Here is a 12,836-nt window from a genome sequence, read left to right as displayed (position 1 = left end):
GCGCGGCTCTTGAAGATGCCGAACATCGTCGTGGCGAAATTTAATTGGCCGGCGGCGGATCGGGGAAAACCGGCGGCGCATTCGTCGTGCTGCTGGATTCGCCCGGCAAAAGATCCTTCAACGTGCGCAGCGGATGGATGAACGGCGAGATTAATTTCGCCGCGAGAGTAACCGGCGCGCGCTTGGGATTGGTGAGCGAACCCGTGACACGCGTTTCAAATAATTTTCCAAACGGCATGAACACGGTGCTGACGACTGGCCCTACAAGCGGCGCGTCGCGTCCCACCTCCGCCTCCACGGTGGCATCCACCTGCATGTCAAAACCCACCGTGCCGCGATAGAGCAAACGAACCGTCGGCGAGCGCAGCCGCAAATCATCCGAGTGCAGCACGCTATTGGTCATTGTAAAATTTGCGGACGCCTGGTTGATGCGGCTCTCGCCCAGCCCCGGAGAAATCACGCTGTCAAGCACTGGCGAGAGCACGCCGAAGATCGGGATGTCCCAGATCAAGCCGTTGCGCAAATCCACCTGCCCGCTGCCGCACCAGCTTTTATCGTCCTGAGTATTCGCGTAGGTCACATTGAGATGGCCGTTGAAGACGCCTTCGAGATGATTCGTGGCGGGAGAAACATCGGACATGAGCTTTTGCAAATTAATGCCCGTGGCGATCATGTCGAATTTGAAATCCGCGCCATCACCCGGCCGGGTGAAATCGAACGCCGCGCTCGCCGTAATCGTGCCGTCGTAAACGTGCGCCTCAAGCTGGTTCAGCGTCATTTTTTGGCCAACCCAATCCACGAGCGTGTTGACTTCCGAGCCGTGAAATTTCAACCAGCGAAACGGCCCCGCCTTCATCTTGAAATGCAAGTCCGCGACGTCAATATCATCTGAAAGCGGAATCACGCCGTTGGCCTCGACCGTTGGCGGCACGAGAAAATGATACGGCTCCACGTCGCGCGCCACTTTCGGGCCGATCATCTGCATGCCGGGAAAAGTTTCCATGGTGCTGAAGCCATTGGTGAGAAAGGCGCGCTTGCCGGGAAAATCAAAACCGATGCTGCTGCACGTGGCAACTTCATTGCTGCGTTCGAGTCGCCCGTTGGTGAGCAGCAGAAATTTATTGGTATAGGCCAGCCAGCCGTGGACGTTGCTCATGGCCTGCCCGCGAAACGTAAAATTAGTGAGGGCGATCTCAGCGCGCGCGCCGATATGATCGTAATCGCGCCAGCGCCCCCAGACCTCGGCATCCACGCGCGGCATTTGCGTGAACGTGATGAAATCCACGGCGCGCTGGGCCTTCTCCGGCGCGAAGACGCGCAGGATTTTCAAGTCCACGGTGCTGTGGATGTTGAAATAATATTCGCGCGTACGGTCGTCGGCGGTCATGGCCAAACCGATCTTGCCCTCGGGACGGACCGCCTCAAGGTCGGGAATATTGCAGACCATGTTGGAATAAGTCAGATGCGAGCGCGCCGATGTCACCGGCAGTTTGTGATACGAACCTTCCCCCACCTTGAAATCACCCTGGATGAAAAACGTGGGCAAAACTTCCTCGCGCCAATCGGGATGATGGTTCGTCCACGCGGGCAAAGTGACATAGCCGCTGCCGCGCAGGGTCGGCGGGCTTTGCCAGCTAAATTCCTGCTGCGCGAACCATTCACGGCCCTTTGGCGAAAGGAACGGCACGGCTTTTTGCACATCGAAATCTGAAACGAACGCGAACCGCGCCATGCGCGAAGCGACATTCAGGTCCGCGTTGGCCGTCACCTGGCCCTGGTACATTTCCGTGTGCAGGTTCGTGATCGTGAGTTCGGGCGCGCGCCAATTTCCAGCGCACAAAATCGTCTGCGATTTGAAATCTTCCGCGCGCAGATTTTCGAGGCGGCAATTCCAATCGAGATAATACGGCGCGAGCGGGGCCCACCACGCCCAGCTTGCATCGGCGCGCGGCCCGTTGGTCGCGGGCGTGCTCAGGCTGGCGTCGAGGCGCAACTCATCGGCATGGCCCCAGCGCGTGTACGGATTGGCCAGGCGCAACTCACCGCTGCCCGCGATGGGTATGGGATTGGTGAGCGAATGCGTCCAGCGCGCGGTGAATTGCGCATTGGTGGCTTGCGCCCAGGGCGTGGTGAATTGCGCGGCGGAAACTTCGACATGCGCGCGCACGAGATTCGTGAGGTTGTCATCGCCGGACGCGTGCAGATCCAGTTGAAAATGTTTCGTGCTGCCCCAGCGCGTCGAAACTTCATCCGCGCGCAGAATGAATTCCGCTTTCGACAAACCGTTTGTTTCGCCCGAGCCCGTCAACCGCGTGAGCAGCGTGCCGTTCGAGAGGTCGCCCCACGGCGTATGCGCGGCGGGGGCTTCGAGCGTGATGAGGCCGCTGAAACTTTGAAATTCGCGCGCGTCGCCGCGAATGATGACGTTCAATTCCGGCGGCGAGGCGAACCGGATCGAATCAATCGTGCGCGCCAATTCCCGCAGGCGTTGGCGGAGCGCTTCCGGCTCGCCGCCGCCGTGGCCGTGAATGAATTTCCAATCGCGAATGGCCGAAGCATTGGTGAGCGAGCCCGACAAATGCAAACGCGCGCCCGCGAACGCGGCGGTGAAATGATCCAGTTCCCATTGATCGTCGGGCAGCAGGCGAAGTTGCGCCTGGATATTGGTCATAACCAGCGATTCGGGCGGCTGGTTCGTCTCCGCGAGCAGCCACGTGAGTTGGCCGGTGCGCAAGGTAAGCAAATCCACCTTGAGATGAAATCTCACCAGCGCGTGATGATTCAGTTGCAGGGCGAGTTCGCGCAAAGACATTTGCGGGATGTTCGCCTCGGGTTGCGCGGAGCCGAAACGAACATTTTCCGCGACCAGCCCGCGATACCACCGCCACCGAATGCTCCCCACTTCGAGATCGAAACCGCGCGCGTGCAGCGCATCAATGATCGGACGTTTCGCAAAACCGGGAAGGCCAACTTCATTCAGGTAAACCACGACCGTCACCACCAGCAGCACGAGCAGCAGGAGGATCACCCGCAACGCGCTCAGGCAAATCTTTGTTCTCCGCCACCATTTGCTGGGCACGCGCTTAGGCATACAAATTAGCTAGGGCGTCGGGGCGTCCTGAAGGTTGAGATACGAAACGAATTTCGCCAGCACGAGCGGCGGAAAATCAAAAACCCAATCCTGGCCGTCCGGCATGCGCACCAGGCCGTACCGCAATCCGCCGGGAACCCAGCCGATTTTCAGCGTGAGCGTTTCCAGCTTGCCGTTCAATTTGACCTCGACGCTGATTTGCGGCGACTTGTCGGAAATGCCATAACGCGCAAGGTTCGCGGGCGAGGCTTCGATCCAGTTGGCCGCTTCAAGCAAACCAAGTTCCTGCGCGCCCACTTCCACTTCGAGTTCGTTGATCATCCCTTGCGAACCGGGCGCAATACTCCAATGGTTCGGACCTTTGTGAATCAATTTTTGTTCGTGCCCATTTTGGTGGATGATGATCGAGGTGACATCGTCCTCAGAAAAATCCCAGATGCGGCGGACGCGCAACTGCTGGCTCGTCGCGGCCAATCGTTCAAATTCCGATTCGCGCACCGCATAAACGGAAGTTTCCTCCGGCAAATCCGCGCGGCGCACATAAATATTGCCATCCTTCACCGAACCGAAATCCAGTTGCGCGATGACTGTATTGCTCGAACCAGACATCGCTTTGCGCTTGATGATGTATTGGCGGACGGGCTTGACGAGGCCGTATCGGACGAAATCGGGATCGGGCAAGGCGGCATCGTTGACCGCCACGCGATTGTCCACGCGCACGACCTGAAGTCGCGCGAAATCCTCCACGAACGCGCGCATCATGTTCGTGTCCGCCGGAAATTCGACCGGCTTGGTGAGATGCCACGAGTCGTTGGTCGTGCGTTCCACCGTGAAAGTTTCCTGGTTGGTCCCATAGCCGGTCACTTCGATGAGATCCGGCAACCGGCCATCGAGCCGCACAAGATGGCGATCGCGAAATTCCTCCGCGCCGGAAAACCACGCCGCCACAGCCTCGCGAGGAACAAGCACGACCGTGCTTTTCCCAACTTGGCGGACAAAGATCGCTCCGGAATCGTTCGTGGGACTCCGTCCAAAATCCACGCCCAACACCGCGTTCGTACCGTGGTCCAGTTTCACTTCGAGCGCGGGCGGCTGCAAGCCGTACGATTCCAGATCCGCTTTCTCATCGTCGGTCACGAAACGCGCGACGCGTAGTTGAAGCAGATGCTGAAGCAAGTCATCCACCTTCGGATAATCGGCGCGGGTGCGGACGGGCTTGAACATGTGCCACGGCTGATTGGTGGACTCGCGTTGAAGCACAAAACCCTGCGCGCCATTCGCCACCGTGAGTTGGTCAAAGTTTGAGTCGCTAAGATTGATGAAGAGGGTATCGCGCCAGTCATTGGCATCGCGCGGGACAAATTTTTTGACGAACTCGACATCAATTATATCCACGCGATCCAGGCCCACGACCTGCGCGTAAATCTGGTCGCCCGGCGCGGTAAGATGGCCGAGCTTCAACTGGCGCTGTTCATCGCCCTGTTGGAAAACGATCGTCGCGAGCGGATTATCGAAACCATATTCCTCATTAAGCTTGGTGCGATCCTTGAGTTCCTGCGCGGGAATCTGTGTTTGCGGCGTGAGTTCCGCCGTCGCTTGAAGCAGGTTTTCAATGAGATTGGATTGCGCGGGATAAATGAGCGGCTTGGTTAATTGCCACGTATGATTCGTGCGCTCGGCGGAGATTTCCGATTTCGGCAGCAGGATTTGAACCCCGGTGACTTCAGCGGGCTTGAACGCCGGAAGCACATGCGGAACGCCCGGCTCAACCTTGTGCTGATGCCGCTCAAAAAAGAAAATGAAGGCGAACAATCCCGCCGCCAGCACGACTAGAAAAGCGGTGTTTTTGGGATTCATGGCGCGGTGAAAGACGAACGCCGCACCGGGGCGCTCTTCGGCAAACATGGCAAGCCGTAAGCCATCTCACAAATATAATTCATGCGTTGCCAGGTTCAAACTCGTTCAACGCCGCCGGCGCAACCAGACCAGCAGGCCCAAAAACAATATCGCCCCCGGCATCGCACCCAGGAACAACCACGTTACATGTGACATCTGCGACTGCGTCATGGTGAGCTTGTATTCTTTGACCGCGCGCGGACCGACGCCTTGCAAAAGTTGAGTCTGGTCGAGCAGCCAGTTGATTGCGGAAGTGGCGAACGCGCGATCGTCTGAATCGTCAATATGAAGATTATCGACAAACACCGAATCGCCGGCGACCACGATGGCCGTGGTCCCCCGCTCAGAAAAGACGCCTTTGATGCTCGCCTTTTCAACCGTGCAAATCACCGGCACTCGCCCGCGAAAAGTGGATGCGCTGGTTTCCGCATACGTCGAATCTTCTCCCGTCATCGCGAGTTCCTCCACCTTCGGCGTCTCCGGGCCGTCCTTGGTTAGACTCGCGATGGATATGGAACGCGGGTTGACCATCGCCAATGTGGAACCAACGAGTTCCGCGCTGATCGGCTGGTTGGGATTGAACGCACTGACCGCAATCGCGCCGCTGGTCATTTTATTTTTGGGATCGCTAACCACATCCATGCCGACGGAAACATTCCAATTCGTCAAAATAGGTTCGAGGCCGGTATAGGTGAAGCGCGTGTCGTAGTTGAACAGCGCCAGCAGGCGTCCACCCTGGCTAAGATAGGTCGAAATCTTATGCAATTCTTCCGCGGGAATGGGATTGCGCGGGCCAGCGATGACGAGCAGGTTGCAATCACCCGGGACATTATTGGAGCCGAACAATTTGATGACGGACGTCTGCACATTATTGTCTTCGCAAACCTCGCCGAACTTTTGGTAACCATCGTCGCTCTTGGATTCAAGGCCGTGCTCGCCGTGGCCTTCGAGAAAATACGCCTTGAGCGTGTGCGGACTGGAAAGGCTGAGGATCGCGGCGGAGAAATAAATTTCGCCTTTGAAATCCTTGAGATGCTGTGCCCATTCGCGCTCCTTGTTGTTTGGAACGGACTCGTAAGTGTAATCTGCAAGGCTCGGCGCCTGCACAATTTTGCGTCGGCCACCGCTGTTGAAGATCACGAGATTTTTCTTTTGATCGGAGCCAAGTTGATTGGTGGCCTTGACCTGCTGCGCCAGGCTGGCATCCACGAGGTAATCCACCGTCTGCACCACGATCTTCGGATTCGCAAGATGATATTCATCAAGCAACGCCTTGGTGGAATCGTAAAGGCCGTCGGTCTTGTCGAAGTAAATCGTGACGTTGATTTGGTTGGTGATCGTTTTAAGCAGCGAAACCGTTTGCGGCGAAAGCTGCACGGCGGCGTCTTTGCTCCAGTTGAAACGCATGTAATAACGCGCGCCCAGATAATTGAGCATCGCCACCAGCGCGAAAACGGTGATGATGGAAATAAGGACGGAGAAAAAAATCGCCCAGCGCCGTTGCGCCGAGAAACTGGATGGTGGGGTGGGTTCGCTGGACATGCGGTTATTTCCAACGGCGGCTCTCCACCACCCGCAGAGTCAGGAACAGGAACAGTCCCGTCACCGTGACGTAAAAAACCACGTGCCGCGTGTCCACCACGCCGCGCGCGAAATCATTCATGTGATCGAATAGCGCGACGTGCGCCACCAGCGCCGCTTGCCAGCCGGACGCCAGCGGCAAATGTCCCGGCAGATAACTCAACAGGAACAAAGTATAACCCAAGACGAAACTGATCATCGCCGCCACGATTTGGCTGCCCGTCAACGAAGAAGCAAAACAGCCGAGCGACATGAATAATCCGCCAAGCAACAAAATCCCAAGAAACGTGCTGGCGATTAGACCGGGGTCAAAGACATCCGTGCGGCTGACGTAATGGCGCAAAATCAAAATGCACAAAAGCGATGGCAGCCACATCAGCATGTAGAAAACCATCGCGGCGGAAAACTTGGCCAGCACCACTTGAAGATCGCTGACCGGCGTGGTCATCAAGGTTTCAAATGTGCCGGAGGATTTTTCGAGCGCGAACAGCCGCATCGTGATCACCGGCGCGGCCAGCAGCAGGATTTCCCAGAAGTAACCGGTGGAATAAAATAATTGAGTGACCGGCGCCGGCGTCGCCTCGCCTTGCAACAAATCAAGCAAATCCACGAAGCTCAATCCGAGCAAAAACACCGCGCCCGCAATGATGATGTACCCGGTGATCGAAACAAACAGGCTGCCGAGTTCGCGCCGCGTAAGTGTGAGGTAGGCTTGCATGTTATTCCTCCTCATCCGGCCGGGTGACGCGCACGTAGATGTCTTCGAGACTGTGGCGGCTGCGAGTCAGTTCGCGCAATTTCCAGCCCCGCTCGTGCGCGGTGCGGTAAATCTCCAAACGCAAATCCACTCCTTCGCGCGGCGTGAAGGCGCAGCGAAAAAATTCTCCCTCAGCCGGCGCCAGATCGAAATATTCAATCTCCGCCATCGCTTCCCAGCACGCTTCAAGTTCCGCGCGCGGCGCGGCAATTTCCGCAATGATCTGGCTGTTGTTCGCCATGATTTTTTGAAGATTCTCCGGCGAATCGGCGGCGAGAATTTTTCCCGCGTGCAAAATCAATACCCGCGTGCAAGTCATTTCCACTTCGGGAAGAATGTGCGTGGAAATCAAAACCGTGTGGTTGCGGCCCAGGTCTTTGATCAACTGCCGGACCGAACGCATCTGGTTCGGATCGAGGCCAATCGTCGGTTCGTCGAGGATGATCAATTCCGGTTCGTGCACGAGCGCATCAGCGAGTCCGACACGCTGGCGATAACCCTTGGAAAGTTGCCCGATGATTTTTTTGCTGACGTCCGCCAGGCCGCATTGCTCGATGACCGTGTCCACCCGTTCGCGCGAACGCACGCGGCTGAGGCCCTTGAGACGCGCGCGAAATTTTAAAAATTCCCGCACCCGCATTTCCGGATGCAGCGGATTATTTTCAGGCATGTAACCGATGCGTCGGCGAACCTCGTCGGCTTCGCGAAAAACATCAAAACCCGCGATGCGCGCCGTGCCCGAGGTCGCGGGCAGAAAGCACGAAAGGATGCGCATGGTGGTGCTCTTGCCGGCGCCGTTGCTGCCGAGCAGGCCCACAATTTCCCCGCGCCCGACCGTAAAAGAAATATCGGACACCGCCGTGTGGCCGGTGTACCGCTTGGTCAGGCGGGAAACTTCGATCATCAATCCATCGTTCATGCTAGCAAAGGCAGCTTAGTCGCAATCAGCGGTTGAGCCAACAAAAAGTCTTGTCAGCCAATAAACACCATCGCATCCCCACCGTTCAAAAATAACCCGAAAGTAGTCTTGGCGGAGCGCACACGTCCCGCGTGCAGTGTTCGGCATCCCGCCGAACACTTCCACAAAGAACTCTCGTCAGCGCACCGGCAACTCGATCGTGCCCGGCACATGATATATAAATGCGCCGCGCCGCTCCTGCACCGTCACATCCAGTTTGACGCTCTCACCCTTCTTTTTTGCAAAAATAATTTTCGCGGCGGCAATAAGATTTTCCGGCGCCTGCCCGTCAATGCCGGTGACGAGATAACCCGGTCGAAGCTGGTCCGCCGCGGGAGAATGCTCCTCAATCCCGGAAATCAAAAACCCATTCGTGGAATTCAGCATGAAACGCTGCGCGATCTGCGGCGTGATCGCCTGCAAACGCACCCCGAGCATTTGCTCAATCAAACCCGCGTTGAAAAAATCCTTCTCCGGCATGAGCGTCACGCTCACCTCGCGCGTCTTGCCGCCGCTCTCAACCCCGAGCGCGATTTCCGGCTTTTCGCTGTTCACGATCAGTTCATTGAAATCAATGAACCCTTTGGGCGCAACGCCGTTTACGCGAAGAATGTGGTCGCCCACCTTAAGCCCGGCCAGATCAGCCGGACTCTGCGATTGCACCGTCGTGATGGTGAACGGCGCCGGTCCGACTTTAATGCGCGCGCCGAACCACAACGACTTGCCGGAAGATTCCGGCGTGAAAATTTCCGAAAGCGCCGCGCTCACGAGCTTGATGGGAATGGCGAAACCAATGCCCTGCGCCTGCGAAAGAATCGCGACGTTGAGGCCGATGAGTTCGCCGCGCAAATTGATCAGTGGACCGCCACTGTTGCCGGGGTTGATGCTCGCATCGGTTTGAAGCCAGTTGGGAACGTCGAGCGCATCATTTTCGCGCGGAGCCGAGCGGCTCTTGGAACTAAGAATCCCGCGGCTGACCGAACCGCCGAGGCCGAATGGATTGCCGAGCGCAATCACCGTTTCACCAAGCAACAGATCGTCGTCGGGCGCAAATTTCACGGCGGCAAAATGTTGGCCGGGCTTCGCCTGAAGCTTGAGCAGCGCGACATCGCGTTTCGGATTGGTGGCGATGAGCTTGGCTTCGTAGGGAGTTTCGTTGGTATAAACCTTCACCCAGATTTTGTCGGCGCGGCGCACGACGTGGTCATTGGTCAGAATATATCCGTCCTCATCAATGATCACGCCGGAACCCAGGCTGAGCTGCGAATTCGGCGCTTGCTGGCGATGATAGGGATCGAAAAATTGGCGCAGCATGTCCTCGAACGGATCGCGAACCTGAATCATGGTTTCTGTCGCAATGTTCACGACACTCGGCAGCACGCGCTCGACCGCCTCCACCGTGGCATCCCGGCGAATATCAGGCGCGGTGTTCTCAGCCGAAGCAGATTGCGTAACGGCGAAAAAGAGCGGCAGAAACAAAGCGAAAACTTGCGAGCGCGAATTTTTGGCAGCCGACGAAAACATAGTTATCAAAAACAATTTCATACTCAACCGGACATCTCCTCTGGCGGTTCGTTCAAACACAACAGCAGAGGCGGCAGCGAACCGTGCCGCCGGCAACGCTTGAACTTATGCACGGAACCTTGACTTTGCAAGCCCCTGCGCTCAAATCTTTCGCCATTAATCGCTCAAATATTTCATTCAAATGCCGCTAGGTTTTGACAATTTTTATTCTCTTCGCCGCGCGCGAGCCTTGCCCGGCGCCGCGCTTCAAGATAGCGCCGGCGCGGTGCCGCCCGAATTTTTATTGCAGGCGATCTGGCAGCAGCAGCGGCTCAAGCGCGACCAGCTATTTACCTTGGACGGACAAACCGTGCGCGTCCTTCATCCCGGTTTTAAAAATCACGAGGCCGGGCCGGATTTTCGCGAGGCGATTGTCCAGATCGGAACCGGCGTGGCCCAACGCGGCGACATCGAAATTGATTTGCGCGCCAACGGCTGGCACGCGCACGGCCACGACCGCAACCCGGCATTCAAGAACGTCGTGCTCCACGTCATTTGGGAAGGCGATCGCGCCGTGGCGGAACATCTGCCCGCAATGGTGTTGAGCGGACGGCTCGATGCGCCGCTGGGCGAACTCAGTTCGTGGCTCGGACGCGATTCGCTGGGTTCGCTGCCCGAAAACATGCGCGGAAAATGTTGCGCGCCGCTGATGCAACTCTCGCGCGAAAGTTTGATCAATCTACTGCACGAGGCCGCGCAAGTTCGCTGGCGCGGCAAGGCGCAGCAACTCGAAGCGCGCGCCAAACAAGCGGGCTGGGAACAGGCATTATGGGAAGGAATATTTCGGGCCTTGGGCTACAAACAAAATATTTGGCCGATGCAACGGCTGGCGGAATTGCGAACATCTTGGGTCGCGCCCAAGGACGCGCTGGCATGCCAGGCGCGATTATTCGGCATCAGCGGATTGTTGCCCAAAGAAATGGCGCGCGAACGCGCATCGGCGAATGATTATCTGCGCGGTATCTGGGACCGCTGGTGGCGCGAGCGCGAACATTTTTCAGAAACTATTTTGCCGCGCGAATTGTGGCGATTCAACAGCCTGCGCCCCGCGAACCATCCCCAGCGGCGTCTCGCGCTCGCGGCGCATTGGCTGGCCGCGGGAGATTTGCCGGCGAAATTAGAGTCGTGGTTCACGAGCGACATTGCCGAAGACGAACTGGCAGATTCCTTGTTGAAAATCCTGCAAGTCGAGCCGGATGATTTTTGGTCGTGGCACTGGACATTTTCCTCCGCGCGGCTCGCGCGCCCCCAACCCATGCTCGGTTCCGCGCGGGTGACCGACCTCGCGGTCAACGTCGTCCTGCCGTGGTTTTGGATGCGCGCCGTGGAAGGCAAAAATGAAAAACTGCGCCGCGAAGCCGAACAGCGCTACCTCGCGTGGCCCGCTGCCGAAGACAACAGCGCCCTGCGCCTCGCGCGCGACAGATTATTAGGCGGCGCGAAGCCCGGCATATTGAATGGCGCGGCCGCGCAACAAGGCTTGCTCCAAATCCTCCGGGATTTCTGCGATCACTCGAACGCCTTGTGCGAAGACTGTGAGTTTCCAAATTTGGTGAAAGATTTTGCCGTGACGCGAGGTAAATAAAAAAAATACCCATCCGGCCAAAAATCTATTTGGGCTTGGAAAATGGATTCAGAAATTTCGCGCCCGTGTTGCGGAATCCACTTTCATCACGGCTTACGATGGTCAAGTCGTGAACCAGCGCCGTCGCCGCCAACAGGCTGTCCAGCACGGGAACCGGCTGTCGCAAGCCCAATCCGCCCCATTGCTCAGCCGTCTCCTGATCAATCGGCAGAATGCGCTCGGCGAATTTGGTCTTCAATGTCGCCAGCCATTTTTCCAGCAATCGCGCTTGCGCGGAATCCCTCAGGCGGATTTGTTCAATGCCTTTTCGTATTTCCCCCAGCACCAAAACGCTGACGAATAACTCTTCCTCATCCGCAGCGGCAAACCATTGCTGCACTCCGGAATCGCAGCAATTCCCCTTGCGAATCTCACTGAGAATATTTGTGTCCAGCAGCCAGCTCACAATTCAATCTTCCGCGAAATTTGCGGGCCGCGGGCGAAATCGGCATCATCGCCAGTGGGCATGCTGCGCAGAAAATCTTTAAACGAAGCCCCCTTGCGGGAAGCTTTCAACAACGATTGCCGCAGGATGCGGCGATGCTCCTCCTCCATGGACACGCCGTGAGCGCCCGCCTGTTGCTTCAATTTCCTGACCACTTTATCTTCGATTTGCCGGACAATAAGTTGAGCCATACTGGTGCTATCAATGATAGCACATTGCGCCGATGTTTGCAAAAGGATTCGGCCAGTCCAAACCGAATCGCCTTGACGCAAACAGGTTGAACTCGTTTAATCCCGCCGAGAGTTTTACCATCAAAAATTCCAAAAATCGAAAGTCCTAAAAAGTCCTATTATGAAACTTTTTCTAACGATCCTTCTGACGGCATCTACCCTCACGCTCGCCGCGCGGGCCGATGTGACCGCCAAAATCAGCGACGTTCATCTTTGCTGCGATTCCTGCGTCAAAGGCGTGAACAAAGCGGTCGCGGATGTGCCCGGCGTAAAAGCTGTCTCCGATAAAGATGGTTCCACTGTCACCTTGACTGGCCCGGATAAAGCCTCCGTTCAAAAGGCTGCGGACGCCTTGGTCGCCGCCGGATATTTCGGCACGAGCACGGATGTGAATCTTGATTCCACCTCCGGTGCGAAAAATCAGAAGGTTTCCTCCCTCAAAGTCGAAGGCGTGCATCTTTGCTGCGGCAAGTGCGTCAAGGCCGTGGACAAAGCCGTGAAATCCGTTGCCGGTGTGACCGGTGATGACGCCACCAAGAACGCGACCTCCTTCACCGTCACTGGCGATTTCAATGACAAGGACGTATTTGATGCTTTGCAAAAAGCCGGCCTCACCGGCAAGGAAGGCAAATAATACCGAAGCCCTGAACTAATTTAAGGAATTTGCGTGCGGCGCATTCTACAGCTTGAT

The 12,836-nt window shown here is 56.9% G+C and carries 10 protein-coding genes; 2 read left to right on the top strand and 8 right to left on the bottom strand.

The annotated features are described in order from the left end of the window. Positions 1-40: 40 nt before the first annotated feature. The 6 genes from VH413_09350 to VH413_09325 all read right to left on the bottom strand — a co-directional run bounded on the left by VH413_09350 (position 41) and on the right by VH413_09325 (position 9,807). The gene (locus tag VH413_09350; GenBank protein HEX3798895.1) at positions 41-3,091 is read right to left on the bottom strand and encodes an AsmA-like C-terminal region-containing protein; all 3,051 of its coding nucleotides are present in this window, start codon (positions 3,089-3,091) and stop codon (positions 41-43) included. A 9-nt stretch (positions 3,092-3,100) separates the two neighbouring features. Next, complete coding sequence (locus VH413_09345) at positions 3,101-4,948, bottom strand: DUF4340 domain-containing protein (protein ID HEX3798894.1); 1,848 nt, start codon at positions 4,946-4,948, stop codon at positions 3,101-3,103. A gap of 105 nt (positions 4,949-5,053) precedes the next feature. Further along, positions 5,054-6,529 carry a Gldg family protein gene (locus VH413_09340; GenBank protein ID HEX3798893.1) on the bottom strand — a complete coding sequence of 492 codons (1,476 nt, stop codon included), beginning with the start codon at positions 6,527-6,529 and terminating at the stop codon, positions 5,054-5,056. A 4-nt stretch (positions 6,530-6,533) separates the two neighbouring features. After that, positions 6,534-7,286, bottom strand: a complete 753-nt coding sequence (locus VH413_09335; GenBank protein HEX3798892.1) for an ABC transporter permease subunit — start codon at positions 7,284-7,286, stop codon at positions 6,534-6,536. 1 nt (position 7,287) lies between these two features. Beyond that, complete coding sequence (locus tag VH413_09330; protein ID HEX3798891.1) at positions 7,288-8,244, bottom strand: ATP-binding cassette domain-containing protein; 957 nt, start codon at positions 8,242-8,244, stop codon at positions 7,288-7,290. Positions 8,245-8,421: 177 nt separating this feature from the next. Further along, entirely contained in the window at positions 8,422-9,807 is a 1,386-nt protein-coding gene (locus VH413_09325; GenBank protein ID HEX3798890.1) for a trypsin-like peptidase domain-containing protein, read from the bottom strand. Between the two features lie 181 nt (positions 9,808-9,988). Between VH413_09325 and VH413_09320 the strand changes: the two genes are divergently transcribed. Then, positions 9,989-11,431, top strand: coding sequence for a DUF2851 family protein (locus VH413_09320; protein ID HEX3798889.1), 1,443 nt, complete (start codon positions 9,989-9,991; stop codon positions 11,429-11,431). A 25-nt stretch (positions 11,432-11,456) separates the two neighbouring features. Here the strand turns inward: VH413_09320 and VH413_09315 are convergent, their stop codons facing one another. Beyond that, positions 11,457-11,876: a type II toxin-antitoxin system VapC family toxin gene (locus tag VH413_09315; GenBank protein HEX3798888.1), complete on the bottom strand. Its 420-nt coding sequence runs from the start codon at positions 11,874-11,876 to the stop codon at positions 11,457-11,459. After that, on the bottom strand, positions 11,873-12,106 hold the full coding sequence (locus VH413_09310; protein ID HEX3798887.1) for a DNA-binding protein: 234 nt from the start codon (positions 12,104-12,106) through the stop codon (positions 11,873-11,875). Before VH413_09310 ends, VH413_09315 begins: the two co-directional genes overlap by 4 nt. A gap of 160 nt (positions 12,107-12,266) precedes the next feature. On the opposite strand from VH413_09310, the gene VH413_09305 reads away from it, so the two are divergent. Continuing rightward, positions 12,267-12,779 carry a hypothetical protein gene (locus tag VH413_09305; protein HEX3798886.1) on the top strand — a complete coding sequence of 171 codons (513 nt, stop codon included), beginning with the start codon at positions 12,267-12,269 and terminating at the stop codon, positions 12,777-12,779. Positions 12,780-12,836: the final 57 nt, after the last annotated feature.

Source organism: Verrucomicrobiia bacterium, from assembly GCA_036268055.1.
In the GTDB taxonomy this organism is placed as follows: Bacteria; Verrucomicrobiota; Verrucomicrobiia; order Limisphaerales; family Pedosphaeraceae; genus DATAUW01.
Note: the sequence above shows the minus strand (reverse complement) of the source record. Positions and strands in the feature narration are given on the sequence as shown.